Annotated in this window: 2 protein-coding genes; one reads left to right on the top strand and one right to left on the bottom strand. The window is 70.7% G+C overall.

Annotated features, from left to right (window positions below; genetic code table 11):
* A partial coding sequence (locus ACFWY6_RS32580) for an amino acid adenylation domain-containing protein (protein ID WP_384698076.1) occupies positions 1-3,197 on the bottom strand: 3,197 nt, incomplete at its 3' end.
* Positions 3,198-3,817: 620 nt separating this feature from the next.
* Between ACFWY6_RS32580 and ACFWY6_RS32585 the strand changes: the two genes are divergently transcribed.
* Positions 3,818-17,275: amino acid adenylation domain-containing protein (locus ACFWY6_RS32585; RefSeq protein WP_384698079.1), on the top strand; the 13,458-nt coding region annotated here is incomplete at its 3' end.

The raw sequence follows: 17,275 nt of genomic DNA on the forward strand, positions 1-17,275 counted from the left end.
AGCGCGGGGCGGTCGGTCCTGCTGCCGGCGTCTGTGCCGGTGTCGAGGGTTCGTGCCAGGGTCGCGATGGTGGGTGCGGTGAACAGGTCCCGGATGACCAGGTCCGTTCCCAGCACCGCCCGTATTCGGCCTATCAGCCGCATCGCGAGCAGTGAATGCCCGCCCAGCGTAAAGAAGTTGTCGTCCACACCGATGCCGCCGGGCTCGATGCCGAGGACCTCGGCGAAGAGTCCGGCCAGGATCTCCTCGCGTGCATCGCGCGGGGCGCGGGAGGGTCCGTTGCCGCCCGTGTAGTCGGGTGCGGGCAGCGCCTTGCGGTCCAGCTTCCCGTTCGGCATCAACGGCAACGCGTCCATGACCACCACGGCGGACGGCACCATGTGCTCCGGCAGGCGGTCGGCGACGGCTTGCTTCACCTGGGCCGCGTCGGGGGTGGCGTGGTCCGTGCCGGGTACGACGTAGCCGATGAGGCGGCGGTCGCCGGGCCGGTCCTCACGAATGACGGCGACAGCGCCGACGACTCCCGGGCAGGCCGTCAAGGCCGCCTCGATCTCCCCGAGTTCGATACGGAAACCGCGCAGCTTCACCTGATCGTCGGCGCGACCCAGGAAGTGCAGGGTGCCGTCGGCGTTCCAGCGGGCAAGGTCGCCGGTGCGATACATGCGGGTGCCGGGCAGGCCGTACGGATCGGCGACGAACCGCTCAGCGGTCAGCCCCGGCCGGTTCAGATAGCCGCGAGCGAGCCCCGCACCGGCCACATACAACTCACCAGGAACACCCGGCGGCACCGGGGCGAGCCCCGCATCCAGGACGTACGCCCGAACATTCCCCAACGGCCTGCCGATCGGCGGCACGACCGCACCCGACAGGGGTCCGCTCATCGTCGCGCACACCGTCGACTCCGTCGGACCATACGCATTGACCATCAGACGGCCCTGCGACCAGCGCCCAGCCACATCCGGACCGCAGGCCTCACCACCCACAACCACCGTCAACGACGCCGGAACATCCGCCACATCCAGCACACCCAGCGCCGACGGCGGCACCATGCAATACGTCACGCCCGCATCACGCAGCACACGCGCCAGCGCATCCCCCGGAGCCAACTCCTCAGCCCCGGCCACCACCAACGCAGCACCCGACAGCAACGCCAGACTCCAGTCCCACGTCGCCGCATCAAAACTCGGCGACGCAAACTGCAACACCCGACTCCCCGGACCCAACCCCAACTCCGGACCCGACGCCGCCACCAGATTCACCAAACCGGCATGCGCCACCACCACACCCTTGGGCACACCCGTCGAACCGGAGGTGTAGATGACGTACGCGGGGTGGTCCGGAACCAGAGGCGCCACACGGTCCGCGTCCCGCAAGTCACCGGACGCAAGCTGCTCCAGCCGCGCCTCTATCCCCGCATCGTCCAAAGCGACCGCGGTGAAGCCCTCGTCCGGAAGCAGCCCCACCGAGGCGGAGTCCACAAGGACCACGCTCGGCCCGGCATCCCGCAGCATGAAGCGGATCCGCTCCACCGGATAGGCGGTGTCGATCGGCAGATACGCCGCACCCGCCTTCCACACCGCAAGCACCGCAACCACCAGCTCCGCAGACCGAGGCAACGCCAAAGCCACCAACTGCTCCGGCCCCACGCCCTGTTCCACCAGCAGCCGAGCCAGACGATTCGCCCGCGCATTCAGCTCGCCATACGAATAGACCGTCTCCCCATCCGCCGACACCACAGCCGCCGCATCCGGCGCCTTCGCCGCCCACGACTCGAAAACCTCCGACGCGGCCGTACCCGTCGGCACGTCCCTCACCGGACCACGACCCCACACCCCCACCACACGCTCACGCTCAGCAGAAGCCAACAGACTCGTCGCACCCACCCGCTCATCAGCACCCTCCGCCACAGCCGACAGGAGGCGAAGCAGACGGTCGGCGATGGTGGTGACGGTGTCGTGGTCGAAGCGGTCGGTGCGGTAGTCCAGGCGGAGGCGGAGGACATCGCCGGGGGCGATGGCCAGGCTCAGCGGGTAGTGGGTGGCGTCGCGGCCCTCGGTCGCCGCGATCTTCAGGCCGGGTGCCGGGGCGGCGGCGGACTTGTCACGGTCGGCGGGGAAGTTCTCGACGGCCACGACGGTGTCGAACGCGTCGCCGATGCCGGCGGCGCGCTGGATCTCGGTGAGCCCCAGGTGCTGGTGGGGCAGCAGAGCCCCCTGTTCGGCCTGGATGCGTACGGCGAGGTCGGACCAGGTGTCCGCGGCAGCCACGCGGACCCGGACCGGGACCGTGTTGATGAACAGGCCGATCATGCTCTCGATGCCCGGGATCTCGGGCGAGCGGCCCGAGACGACGGCGCCGAACAGCACGTCGTCCCGGCCGGTCATCCGGCCGACGAGTACGCCCCAGGCGGCCTGGATGAGCGTGCTCAGCGTGACGCCCGTGCGGCGCGCCTGCGCGAGCAGCGCAGCCGTGGCCTCCTGCGGGAGCTGGGTGACAAAGCGCTCTGGCAGGGAAGTTGAGGGGCCGTCAAGGGGCGTGGCCGGGACGGGATTTGCGAGATGGGTGGGCTCTGCACCGGAGAGCGCGGTGGTCCAGGAGGCGAGTGCCGCGTCGCGGTCCTGCTCGGAGAGCCAGACCAGGTAGTCCCGGTAGGGCGTGACGGGAGGAAGGTCGCTGTCGTCGCCCTTGGCGTCGTACAGGGCGAGCAGTTCGCGCACCATCAGGGGCGACGACCAGCCGTCGACGAGAACATGGTGCTGGGTGATGATCAGCCGGCCGCGGTCGGCGCCGCCTTCGTCGGGCCGGTGCCTGAGCAGGGCGAACCGCAGCAGGGGCGGGGTTTCGAGGTCGAACCGGCGGGCCCGCTCGGCGTCGGCGAACGCCTTCGACTCGGCCTCGGCCTGCGCGGCGGGCAAGTGCGTGAGGTCGATCTCCTCCCACGGCAGCTCCACGTCGCGCGCGACGACCTGGACCGGCTGGTCGAGGTCGTCGATCCAGAACGCGGCGCGCAGATTCGCGTGCCGGTCCAACAGGGCCTGCCCCGCGGCGCGCAGCGCGACGCCGTCCACGGCGCCCTCGAAGTCCAGGATCAGCTGAATCGCGTAGACATCGGGCCCCTCGCCGTCGAGGAGGGCGTGGTAGACCAGCCCCTCCTGCAGCGGCGAGAGCGGCCAGACATCCTCGAGCTCATGCGACATGGCTGATCCACTCCCCGTACGTACTTTGGACGCTACTCGTGACTCATGCGCTGCTTGTTACTTGGACACCGATGAAGGCTCGGGCACCATTCGTGCCGGATCGCAAAGAAAGGGATCCGGAAAGGGATAGCCGAGATGTGTTGAATCGACAGGGGCACGGCATCGAGAAAGGCTTTCGAATCGGCCGATCCGCCCGTAGCCAAATTGACGACAACTCGCAGATAAGCCTGCCATGCCTTTGAGATCTCCCCCGAGAAAGCTTTCCATGGGCCCCGCTCTCCCGTGTCGAATATACATCTCGACACGTGGCGATGAGCCTGGTCAGACGCTACTACAGTTGCCCGAGGCTGTCACCCGTGATGCGCGCCACCTGCCCCAACACCCCCTCTGCGCACGAGTTCTGACGCCCCGCAAGACGCGTTGAAGTAGCCGAACTGTGGCGTATCCAACACTAGTAAGACACCGGTAAGGATGACTGTTGCCGACCCTTCGGGTAACACTCCGAAACCGGATGCCAAACCATGTGCAGCCGGAAGGCACAATGTGTAACTATGCAGTCGCCCGGCGAGTGACCGGGCCCGGGTTCAAGTCGCTGCGGGGGGCGTGGGGTGCCGGATCCCATGGATGAACAATGGCCGTTGACGGCGGCTCAGTTGGGTGTCTGGTTCGCCGGTTCGCTGGGGCCTGGCGGCTCGGTGTACAACGTCGGCGAGCAGGTCGAGATCCGCGGGCCAATCGTGCCCGATATTCTTGAGCGGGCACACCGGATTGTTCTCGACGAGGCGGAGACGCTGCGGTTCACGATCGCCGACGGTCCCGGACCGACCGGTGATCCGGAAGCCTCGGACGGACCGGTCCAGGTGCGCCGGGACGCTCATGTGCCGGTACGCCGCGTCGACTTCAGCGCGGATGCGAACCCGCGGGAAGCGGCCGAGGCATGGATGCGGTCGGACATGGACACCGCGTTCGACCTGGTCCAAGGACCGTTGTACGCCCCCGCGCTGCTCACCGTCGGCCCGAACTCCCATATCCTTTACAGCCGTTACCATCACGTCGTCATGGACGCGTGGAGTTCCGCGCTGATCACCCGCCGTACCGCCCAGGTCTACTCGGCCATGGTCACCGGTCAACCGGATGACGGAGCTCCGTTTCCTCCCTTCCGAACCCTGCTGGAACGCGAGAGCAGTTATCGCGGTTCAGAGGAGCAGGAAACCGACCGCCGATACTGGCTCAAGCGACTCCGTAACGCCCCTGCCCCGGTCAGTCTGTCCGACCGGCCGTACAGCAGGCCCACGGAAATTCTCCGGCAGCGCACCACGCTCGACGCACATCTCGCGGACACGTTGCGTTCCGCGGCCGCTCAACTCGGCGTCAGCTGGTCGGTATTGGCCGTTGTGGCAACTGCCGTCTATTTGGGCGCGGTCACCGGAGAGAGCACGGTATCCGTCGGACTTCCCGTCTCGGGCCGTCTGGACGAGGACGAGCGCAATACACCGGGAATGGCGGTCAATGTCGTTCCGCTGCACATCGCGGTGGGGCCCGAACTGCCTTTGTCCAAGGTCGCAAAGCAGGTCTGGGCCCAGACGACCCGTGCGGCCAGGCACAGCAGATATCGAATGGAGGATCTGCGCCGTGAACTCGCCTGGACGACGGGCGCCGGCCTCCCCTATGGACCCGTCGTCAATGTCATGGCATTCGACTACGACATCGACTTCGGCGGCCACCGGGCCAAGGCGAGCAGCATCTCGCGACGCTACACCGACGACTTCTCCATGGCCTTCCACGAGGGTGAGCGCGAAGGCTCCATAGAGGCGCACTTCGACGCGAACAACCAGATGTACAGCCAGGAGGAACTCGACGCCCATGTCGAGAGATTCCTCCTCTTCCTGGGACGAATGGCGAATGCGGGACCGGACCAGCGGGTGGGCTCGCTGAGCCTGCTGACCGCCGGCGAGCGGGAGTCCGTGCTGGGGGCGTGGAGTGGCTCGAAGGCGGGGGCGGGGGCGCCGGTGAGCACGGTGCCCACCCGCTTCGAGGAGCGGGTCGCCGGGGCGCCGGATGCCGCGGCCGTGATGTCTGCGGACGGTGAAGTGGCGTTCACCTACGGCGAGTTGAACGCTCGCGCGAATCGCCTGGCGCGGCTGCTCGTGGAGCGGGGCGTGGGGCCGGAGCAGGTAGTGGCTCTTGCGCTGCCTCGGTCTCCGGAGCTGGTGGTCGCCGTTCTGGCGGTGCTGAAGGCGGGTGCGGCGTATCTGCCGATCGACACCGCCTATCCGGTGGAGCGGATCGGGTTCATGCTCCGGGATGCCCGACCGAGCGTGGTCCTCGCGGACTCGGCCTCGGTGGGTCTGCTGCCGCAGGAGGGTGTCACTGCGCTGGTCTTGAACGGTGCAGGGGTCGAGGAGCGGCTTGCGGGACTGTCGGCCGCTGACCTGAGGGACGCGGACCGGGTGGCACCTCTGGTTCCGGACCACCCCGCGTACGTCATCTACACCTCCGGATCGACCGGCGTACCCAAGGGAGTCGTGGCCCACCACGCCGGGCTGGTCAACCTCGCCCTCGCGCAGAGCGAGCAGTGGCAGATCGACACCCACAGCCGTGTCCTGCAGTTCGCATCGCCCAGCTTCGACGCCGCGGCCTCCGAGATCTTCACCGCCCTGCTCTCGGGCGGCGCCCTCGTGACCGCCGATGCGGAGCAGTTGGCGCCGGGAGCGGCCCTGGCGGCGGTGTTGCGTGACGCGGGCGTCAGCCACTGCACCCTCCCACCGTCCGCGCTGCCTCTCCTGGAGGTTGCGGAGGTACCGACGTCGCTGACGCTGGTGGTGGCGGGCGAGGCCTGTGGGCCGGACGCAGTCGAGCGCTGGTCCGCAGGGCGGCAGATGATCAACGCGTACGGGCCGTCGGAGACGACGGTCTGCGCCACGATGAGCGAGCCCCTGTCGGGCGCCGTCGTGCCGCCGATCGGCCGCCCGATCGCGAACGTGCGGGTGTATGTGCTGAATGCGGGGCTAGCACCTGTACCTCCCTGTGTTCCCGGTGAGTTGTACGTCGCCGGGGCGGGCGTCGCGCGCGGCTATCTGAACCGGCCTGGGCTGACCGGTCAGCGATTCGTCGCCGACCCCTACGGGCCGCCCGCCACCCGCATGTACCGGACCGGCGACCTCGCCCGCTGGAACACCGACGGCACCCTGCACTTCCTGGGTCGCGCCGACGACCAGGTCAAGCTGCGCGGCTTCCGCATCGAACTCGGGGAAATCGAAGCCGCGTTGACGGCCTGTCCGGGTGTCGCCGGCGCCGCCGCCGTCATCCGTGAGGACCGGCCCGGCGACCGCCGCCTCGTCGGCTACGTCGTACCCGAGAACAACAGTCACGGCGTGGATACCGTCGCCATCCGAAACCTCCTGGCCGACCGGCTCCCCGACTACATGGTCCCCGCAGCCGTCGTCACAGTCACGGAACTCCCCCTCACCCCCAACGGGAAGCTGGACCGCAAGGCGCTGCCCGCACCCGACTACACGGGCGGCAATGGACCCTCCCGTGCTCCGCGCGATGCGCGCGAGGAGATCCTGGCCGGACTCTTCGCCGAGGTGCTTGGGCTTGAGCCGAGCCAGGTGGGTGTGGAGGACGACTTCTTTACGCTGGGCGGGCATTCACTGCTCGCGATGCGGCTGATAGGCCGAATACGGGCGGTGCTGGGAACGGACCTGGCGATCCGGGACCTGTTCACCGCACCCACCATCGCGACCCTGGCACGAACCCTCGACACCGGCACAGACGCCGGCAGCAGGACCGACCGCCCCGCGCTGGTGGCGGCCACCACCCGCCCGCAGCCGATGCCGCTGTCCTTCGCCCAGCGCCGCCTCTGGTTCCTCTACCGCCTCGAAGGCCCCAGCCCCACCTACAACGTCCCCGTCGTACTCCGCCTCACCGGACCCCTGGACGCGGACGCCTTGCAGGCCGCGCTAGGTGATGTCGTCGAACGCCACGAGGCCCTGCGCACCGTCTTCCCCGACATCGACGGCCAGCCGCACCAGCAGATCCTGCCCGCAGCCGAGGCCCGCCCCGACGTCACCGTCGAGACGATCGACGAGGCCGACCTCACCACCGCCATCGACCAAGCCGTACGCCACAGCTTCGACCTCGCCACCGAACTGCCCCTGCGGGCCCGCTTGTTCAGCTTGGGCAAGGACGAGCACGTACTCGTCCTGACCATCCATCACATCGCCGGTGACGGCTGGTCCATGGGCCCGCTGGCCCGCGACCTCAGCACCGCCTACGCCGCCCGCCGTGACGGCAGCGCCCCGGCCTGGACCCCCCTCCCGGTCCAGTACGCCGACTACACCCTCTGGCAGCACCAACTCCTCGGCGACGACACCGACCCCGACAGCCTCCTCTCCGCGCAACTCGGCTACTGGAAGCAGGCCCTGGCCGACCTCCCCGACCGCATCGACCTGCCCGCCGACCTCCCGGGGACGGCCGCGGGCGAGCGGCGCGGTGAGGTGGCCTCGCTGCCCTTGGCGGCGGACCTGCACGCCGAGCTTGTCGAGGTGGCGCGGGGGCACCGCAGCACCGTGTTCATGGTGCTGCAGGCCGCCCTCGGCGTGCTTCTGCACCGGCTCGGCGCGGGCACCGACATCCCCATCGGCACGCCGACGGCCGGCCGGGCCCAGCAGGAGCTGGACACGCTCGTCGGCAACTTCGTCAACACCCTGGTCCTGCGCACCGACCTGTCCGGCGACCCCACCTTTGCCGAGCTCCTCGACCGCGTACGCGAGACCGACCTCAACGCCTACGCCCACCAGGACGTGCCGTTCGAGAGTCTGGTGGAAGTCCTCAACCCGGCCCGTTCGGCGGACCATCAGCCGCTCTACCAGGTCATGCTCACGCTGCAGAACCACGAGACGCGGCAGCTGGAGATCCCCGGTCTCGACGTGTCGACCTCGTCGTGGAACACACAGGTCTCGCGCCGGGATCTGACCCTGACCCTGCGGGAGCGGTACGGCCCCGACGGTGAGCCGCAGGGGATCGACGGAGTCATCCAGTTCGACGCGACCCGGTTCTCGCGGGAGCGGATCGAGGCCATCGGGCGCTGGTACCGCCAGGCGCTGACGAGTCTTCTCGACGACCCCGAGCAGCTCGTCGGGGCGGTGGATCTGCTGTCGGCCGCCGAGCAGGACGAGCTGCTCCGGACGTGGAACGACACCGCAGTGCCCACCACGCCCGGTACGCTCCCCGAGCTGTTCCAGGCGCAGGCCCACGCGACGCCCGACGCGACCGCGCTGACCGTCGACGGCGCGCACACCTCGTACGCGGAACTCAACGCCCGCGCCAACCAGTTGGCGCGGCTGCTGATCGAGCGCGGCGTCGGCCCGGAGCACATCGTCGCCCTCGCGCTGCCCCGGTCCGCCGAGGTGATCACCGCGGTTCTGGGCGTGTTGAAGACCGGTGCCGCCTACCTGCCGATCGACACCGGTTACCCGGTCGACCGCATCCGCTTCATGGTCCAGGACGCGCGCCCCACCCTCGTCCTCACCGATACCGATACCGATACCGACAGCGACACCGAAACCGCCACCGCCACCGGCGGCCTCTGGGCCGACGGCACCCCCGTCCTCCACCTTGACGACCCGGCCGTCGTGCAGCTCCTGGACCGGCAGCCCGCCGCCGATCCGGGCGACACCGACCGCGTCTCGCCGCTGGACCCCGCACACCCCGCGTACGTCATCTACACCTCGGGCTCCACCGGCACCCCCAAGGGCGTCGCCGTCCCGCACGCGGCGGTGACCGACTACCTCCGCGACACCAGCCGCCGCTACCCAGGGGCTCAAGGCGTCGCGCTCCTGCACACCTCCCTCTCCTTCGACCTCTCGATCACCGCGCTCTTCACCCCGCTCGTCTCCGGCGGCCGCGTGGTCCTCGCCGAGCTGCGGGACGACCTGGAGGGCAACGCGGAGGTGCGGTCGCTCGGCTGTGACTTCCTCAAGGCCACGCCCAGCCACCTCGCGCTCCTCGAAGGCCTTCCCGAGGAGATCTCGCCGCGCCGGGAGCTGCTGCTCGGCGGTGAGGCGCTGCTCGGCGATGCGCTGCGGACGTGGCGCTCCGCGCACCCGGACGTGACCGTCCTGAATGTGTACGGCCCGACCGAAGCCACCGTGAACTGCACGGAGTTCAGGATCGAGCCGGGGGACGAAGTGCCCGACGGGCCCGTCCCGATCGGCCGTCCGATGGCCAACACGCGGGTGTACGTCCTGGACGCGGGGCTGCGTCCGGTGCCGCCCGGGGTTCCCGGCGAGCTGTATGTGGCGGGTGCGGGCCTGGCGCGCGGGTATCTGCGGCGGCCCGGTCTGACCGGCCAGCGGTTCGTCGCCGATCCGCACGGCCCCGCCGGGTCCCGCATGTACCGCACCGGCGACCTGGCGCGCTGGAACGCCGACGGCACGCTCGTCTTCCTCGGCCGGGCCGACGACCAGGTCAAGCTGCGCGGCTTCCGCATCGAGCTCGGCGAGATCGAGGCCGCGCTCACCGGCTGCGCACAGGTGGCGCGGGCCGCGGTGGTGGTGCGCGAGGACCAGCCGGGGGACCGGCGTCTCGTCGGCTACGTCGTCGCGGAGACCGGCGGTGCCGTCGACCCGGCCGAGGTGCGGGAACTGCTCGCCGCACGGCTGCCCGAGTACATGGTGCCGTCCGCGGTCGTCGTCCTGGACGGCCTGCCGCTGACCGCGCACGGAAAGCTGGACCGCAAGGCGCTGCCGGCACCGGACTACGCGGCCGACACCGACGGCGGTGCCGACGGCCGGGGCGAGAAGCCGCGGCGCGACCCCCGTGAGGAGATCCTGGCCGGGCTCTTCGCCGACGTGCTCGGCATCGAGCCCGACCGGGTCGGCGCGGACGACGACTTCTTCGACCTCGGCGGCCACTCCCTGCTCGCCGCCCGCGTCATCGGCCGCATCCGCAGCGCCCTGGGCGTGCAGCTCGGCATCAAGGCGTTCTTCGAGTCGCCCACGGTGGCCGGCCTCACGCGGCTGTTCGGCGGCGGCACGACGGTACGGCCGCCGGTCCTGCCCGCGGTCCGCCCCGAGCGGATGCCGCTGTCCTTCGCGCAGCGCCGCCTGTGGTTCCTCTACCGCCTGGAGGGCCCCAGCGCGACGTACAACGGCGCCGCGGCACTGCGCATCTCCGGTGCGCTGGACGCGGATGCCCTGCGGGCCGCGCTCGCCGATGTCGTGGAGCGGCACGAGGCGCTGCGCACGGTCTTCCCCGACGTGGACGGCCAGCCGTATCAGCAGGTCGTCGCGGTGTCCGAGGCCCGGCCGACGCTGAGCGTCGAGCCGGTCGGCGACGAGGCCGACCTGGCCGCCGCCGTGCACCGTGCGATACGCCATCCCTTCGACCTGGCGACCGAACTGCCGCTGCGGGCCTGCCTGTTCACCCTGGGCGAGGACGAGCACGTACTCGTCCTGACGATTCATCACATCGCGGGTGACGGCTGGTCCATGGGGCCGCTGGCGCGTGACCTGAGCGCCGCCTACGCCGCCCGGCGCGGCGGACGTGCCCCGGCCTGGACGCCGTTGCCGGTCCAGTACGCCGACTACACGCTGTGGCAGCAGGAGTTGCTCGGCGACGAGAGCGATCCGGAGAGCCTCCTGGCCGCCCAGGTCGGCTACTGGCGCGAGGCGCTCGCGGGGCTGCCGGAGCGGCTTGAGCTGCCGACCGACCGCCCGTACCCCGAGCAGGCCGGGTACGAGGGCGGCACGGTTCCGGTCCGGGTGGACGCCGAGCTGCATCGCGCGCTGATCGCCCTCGCCCGGTCACGTCAGACGACCGTGTTCATGGTGCTGCAGGCGGCGCTCGGCGTGCTCCTGCATCGTCTGGGTGCGGGGACGGACATCCCGATCGGTACGCCGGTCGCCGGGCGTGGCGAGGAGGAACTCGACGATCTCGTCGGCTTCTTCGTCAACACGCTGGTCCTGCGCACCGATCTGTCCGGCGACCCGACCTTCGCCGAACTCCTGGACCGGGTCCGCGAGACCGACCTCAACGCGTACGCCCACCAGGACATCCCCTTCGAGAGCATGGTCGAGGCGGTCAATCCGACGCGGTCCCTCGCCCACCACCCGCTCTTCCAGGTCATGCTGGCCTTCAACAACACCCCGCGCACCGCACCGGACTTCGGCGGCCTCAAGGCCACCCCGCAGGCCGTCCGCCTCCAGTCCGCCCGGATGGACCTGTCCGTCAGCCTCGCCGAGCGGCACGACGACGGTGCGACCGACGGCATCAGCGGTGTGATCTCGTACCGCACCGACCTGTTCGACCACGCCACCGTCACCGCCATGGCCGAACGGCTGATCCGCGTCCTCGAGAGCGCGGCCGCCGATCCGGAGCGGCGCGTGGGCTCGATCGACCTGCTCTCGGACGACGAGCGGCACCTGGTCGTCGACGCGTGGAACGACACCGCGACGCCCCACCTGCCCGGCACCGCCGCCGAGCTGTTCCAGGCACGCGCGGCGGCCGCACCCGACGCGAGCGCCCTCATCGCCGACGGCACCCACGTCTCGTACGCGGACCTCAACGCCCGCGCCAACCGCCTCGCCAGGCTCCTGGTCGCGCAGGGCGTCGGCCCCGAGCAGATCGTGGCCCTGGCGATCCCCCGGTCGCCGGACCTGATCGTCGCGCTGCTCGCCGTGCTCAAGGCGGGCGCCGCCTATCTGCCGCTGGACACGACCTACCCGGTCGACCGCATCCGCTTCATGCTGAGCGACGCCCGCCCCGGCCTCGTCCTGGCCCACTCCGGCGCGGGTGAACTCCTGCCGGAGCTTGACGGCACCACCGTCGTCGTCCTCGACGACCCCGCCGTCCAGGAACGCCTCGCGGACCTGGACTCCGCCGACCTCATCGACGCCGACCGGGTCGGCGGACTCGACCTCGCCCACCCGGCGTACGTCATCTACACCTCGGGCTCGACCGGCACCCCCAAGGGGGTCACCGTCCCGCACCGGGGGCTCGCCAACTTCGCGCTCGCGCAGAGCGAGCAGTGGGGGATCGGTGCGGGCTCCCGGGTGCTGCAGTTCCTGTCGCCCAGCTTCGACGCCGCCGCATCGGAGTTCTTCACGGCCCTGCTCACGGGCGCCGCGCTCGTACTCGCCGACGCGGACCGGCTCACGCCGGGTCCCGAACTCATCGATCTCCTCGTCGACGAGGAGATCACGCACTGCACCCTGGTGCCCTCGGTCCTTCGCGTGCTGTCCGAGGAGCGGCTGCCGGGCACGCTGACGCTGATCGTCGGCGGCGAGGCCTGCGGACCGGAGATCGTGGAACGCTGGTCCGCGGGCCGGAAGATGTTCAACGCGTACGGCCCGTCGGAGATCACCGTCTGCGCGACGCTGAGCGAGGCGCTGTCGGGCGCCGAGGTGCCGCCGATCGGCCGGCCCATCGCGAACGTGCGGGTGTACGTCCTGGACGAGGGCCTTTCACCGGTGCCGCCGGGTGTGCCCGGCGAGTTGTACGTGGCAGGCGCCGGCGTCGCGCGCGGCTATCTGAACCGGCCGGGGCTGACGGCCGAGCGGTTCGTCGCCGATCCGTACGGGCCCGCCGGGTCGCGGATGTACCGCACCGGGGACCTGGTGCGGTGGAACGGCGACGGCACGGTCCAGTTCCTCGGCCGCGTCGACGACCAGGTGAAGCTGCGCGGCTTCCGCATCGAACTCGGCGAGATCGAGGCGGCCTTGACGTCCTGCACGGGAGTTGCAGGCGCTGCCGCGATCATCCGTGAGGACCGGCCGGGTGACCGGCGGCTTGTCGGCTACGTCGTGCCTGAGAGCTCTGTCGTGCCTGAGAGCTCTGGCGCGCCGGATGGCTCTGGCGCGTCGGATGGCTCTGGCGTGCCTGACGGCTCTGTCGTGCCTGACGGCACCGTCGTACCCGTACCCGAAGGCCCCGTCGACGTGGGCCGGGTGAAGGTCGATGTGGACCGGGTCAAGCAGGCCGTCGCGGCGCGGCTGCCGGAGTACATGGTGCCCGCGGCCGTGGTCGTCGTGGACACGCTGCCGCTGACCCCCCACGGCAAGCTGGACCGCAAGGCGCTGCCCGCACCCGACTACGCGCGCACCACCCCCGCCCGCGCACCCGGCACCCCGCAGGAGAAGACGCTCACCGCCCTGTTCGCCGACGTCCTCGGCCTGGACGCCGCCCAAGTCGGCGTCGACGACGGCTTCTTCGCCCTCGGCGGCGACAGCATCAGCTCCATCGTCCTGGTCAGCCGGGCCCGCGAACACGGCCTCGACCTCTCCCCGCGCGACGTCTTCAAGGACCAGACGCCCGAGGCGCTGGCCCGCAGGGCACGTCCGCTCGGCGGCGACCGCGCCACGGGCGACGACGCCACGGACGCCGACCGCTCCGGCGTGGGCGAGCTGCCGCTGACGCCCGTCATGCACTGGCTCACCGAACCCGGCCACCCCTTCGACGCCTTCCACCAGTCGATGCTGGTGCAGGTGCCCGCGGGCATGGGCCGCGCACAGCTGGGCGACGCCCTCCAGGCGCTCGTCGACCACCACGACATGCTGCGGGCCCGCCTCGTGCGGGACGCGTCCGGCTCCGGCTGGGCGCTGGACGTCCCGCCGCCCGGCGCGACGCCGGTCGATCCGCACCTCACCCGGGTCGCGACCGCCGGTCTCGACGAGGAGCGCCGCCGTGAACTCCTCGCCGACCACGCCGAGCAGGCACGGGACCGGCTCGCCCCGCGTGACGGGGTCATGCTGCAGGCCGTCTGGTTCGACAACGGGCCCGCGGAGCCGGGCCGACTGCTCCTGACGATCCATCACCTGGTGGTGGACGGCGTCTCCTGGCGCATCCTGCTGCCGGACCTCGCCATCGCCGGTACGGCCGTACTCGCGGGCCGGGCCCCGGAGTTGGCGCCGGTCGGCACATCCTTCCGGCAGTGGTCCCGCAGGCTGACGGAACTGGCGGGGGAGGAGCGTGCCGCCGAGTCGCTGCCGCTGTGGACCGAGATGCTGTCCGGGGTGGAGCCGCGGGCGGGGCTTGGGCCGGATGTGGAGCCGCAGCCGGATCTGGAGTCGGGGTCGGAGTCGGAGTCGGATCTGGAGTCGGAGTCGGAGTCGGAGTCGGAGCCGGGGCTTGGCGACACTGCCGAAGACCGTCCTGCGTACGACACCGTCGAAGACCGTCCTGCGTACGACACCGTCGAAGACCGTCCTGCGTACGACACTGCCGAAGACCGTCCCGCGTACGACACCGCCGCCTCGCTCGCCTCGCTGCGTCTCACCGTCCCCGCCGAGCTCACCGAGGCCCTGCTCGCCCGCGTGCCCGCCGCGCTGCACTCCACCACCAACGAGGTGCTCCTGACCGGGCTCGCCCTCGCCCTCGCGGCCTGGCGCAACGACCCCCGGCACACCGCCACCCTCATCGACCTGGAGGGACACGGCCGCCAGGACGCCTTCCCCGGCGCCGACACCGCCCGTACCGTCGGCTGGTTCACCAGCATGGCGCCGGTCAGGCTCGACCCGGGAACCGTGCCCGCCGCCGACCTGCGCACCGGCGGCCCCGCGGTCGGCCGTGCGCTGCAACAGGTCAAGGAGCAGCTCCGCGCCGTCCCCGACAACGGGTTCGCGTACGGACTGCTGCGCCACCTCAACCCGGAGACCGCCCACACCCTCGCTCAACTCGCCGACCCCCAGGTCGCCTTCAACTACCTCGGCCGCTTCACCGTGCCCGCCCCCGGCGCCGACACCACGGCGGCGGACTGGCACCAGGTCCCCGGCAACCCGTCGCTCGGCGGCCTCGACCCCCGTATGCGGGCCCCGCACCCCCTGGAGATCAATGCCGTCACGGTCGACTCCGCCGACGGCTCCGAGCTGAGCGCCACCTTCAAGTGGCCCGAGGCCCGCTTCCCCCGCGACTCCGTCCAGGGTCTCGCCGACGCCTGGCTGGCCGCGCTCGACGCCCTCGCCACGCACGCCGAAAGCCCCGCGCCCGCCGGCCGGACCCCGAGCGACCTCGATCTCGTACACCTCACCCACGAGCAGATCGCCCGCCTCGAAGAACACCACCCGGAGCTGTCCGACGTCTGGCCGCTGTCCCCGCTCCAGGAAGGCATGCTCTTCCACGCCATCGCCGACAGCGCGGGCCCCGACGTCTACACGGTCCAGATGGCGCTCCGCCTCGACGGCGCCGTGGACGGCAAGGCGCTGCGGGCGGCGGGACAGCGCATGCTGGAACGCCACGCCAATCTGCGGGCGGCGTTCCGCCACGAGGGCTTGGACCGCCCGGTGCAGATCATCGAGGACGGAACGCAGCTCCCCTGGCAGGACGTCGATCTTTCGGCATGCCCCGACGCCGCACTGGACGCCTTCCTGGCCGAAGAGCGCTCCCGCCGCTTCGACCTCTCACAGCCCCCGCTCATGCGGTTCGCCCTGGTGTGCCTGGGCGAGGAGCGCCACTGCCTGGTCATCACCCAGCACCACATCCTCACGGACGGCTGGTCCTCGACCCTCCACGTCAATGAACTCCTCGCCCTGTACCGGCTCTACGCGTCCGGAGGCGACGACTCCGCCCTGGCAAGGACGACGCCCTACCGCGACTACCTGACCTGGCTCGCGGAGCGCGACCGCACGGCCGCACTGGACGCCTGGACCCAGGCGATGGCAGGGGCCGAACCGACGTTCCTGGCCAACGCCAACGCCAACGCCAACGCACCCACCACGGAAGAGGGGCCCGCGCCCCTGCCCGACCGTCTGGTGTCCCACCTGGACGCGGACACCACCACGGCACTCGACGCCGAGGCCCGCCGCGCGGGCGTCACCCTCAACACCCTGGTGCAGTGCGCCTGGGGCGTACTCATCGGCCGGATGACCGGCCAGGACGACGTGGTCTTCGGCGCCGTCGTCTCGGGCCGCTCGCCCGAGATCCCGGGCATCGAGAGCATGATCGGCCTGTTCATCAACACGGTTCCGGTACGCGTGCGGATGGACGCCGACGAGACCTGGGCGGACCTCGCCGCCCGCGTCCAGGCGGAGCAGGGCGCTCTCCTTCCCCACCAGCACCTGGCCCTCACGGAGACCCAGCGGGCAGCCGGTCCCGGCAACCTGTTCGACACCGTCGTCGCCTTCGAGAACTACCTGGCCGACCGCACCGCCAAGCCCGTCGACGAGGCCACCGGACTGCGGGTCACCGGAGCCACCGGCCACGACGGCGCCCACTACCCCCTGAACCTCGTGGTAGTTCCCGGCCCCCGACTGCGGCTGCGCCTCGACTACCGCACCGACAGCTACACCCGCCCGGACGCGGACGCCCTCCTCGACCGTCTGCTTCGCCTCCTGTCGGCTGTGGCGGCGGGTGCTGATGAGCGGGTGGGTGCGACGAGTCTGTTGGCTTCTGCTGAGCGTGAGCGTGTGGTGGAGGTGTGGGGTCGTGGTCCGCTGACGGAGGTGCCGAGGGGCATGGCCGCGTCGGAGGTTTTTGAGTCGTGGGCGGCGAAGGCGCCGGATGCGGCGGCTGTGGTGTCGGCGGATGGCGAGACGGTCTATTCGTATGGCGAGCTGAATGCGCGGGCGAATCGTCTGGCGCGGCTGCTGGTGGAACAGGGCGTGGGGCCGGAGCAGTTGGTGGCTCTGGCGTTGCCTCGGTCTGCGGAGCTGGTGGTCGCGGTCCTCGCTGTGTGGAAGGCGGGTGCGGCGTATCTGCCGATCGACACCGCCTATCCGGTGGAGCGGATCCGCTTCATGATCGAGGACGCCCGCCCGGCGCTCGTCCTCACGCACTCGACCACCACCGGTGAGTGGGCGGCCGGCACTCCCACGGTTCTCGTCGACGACACCGCCGTGCAGGACCGGCTGGCCCACCTGGAGCCCGCCGACCTGGCCACGGGCCCTGACCCCGTGCATCCCGCGTACGTCATCTACACCTCCGGTTCGACGGGTGTGCCCAAGGGTGTGGTGGTGGCGCATGCCGGTTTGGTGAATCTGGTGGCGTCGTCGGGTCCGGAGTTGGGGTTGGGTCCGGGGAGTCGGGTGTTGCAGTTTGCGTCGCCGAGTTTTGATGCGGCGACGTGGGACTGGAGTCTGGCG

This window comes from Streptomyces sp. NPDC059037 (assembly GCF_042740015.1).
Lineage (GTDB): Bacteria > Actinomycetota > Actinomycetes > Streptomycetales > Streptomycetaceae > Streptomyces.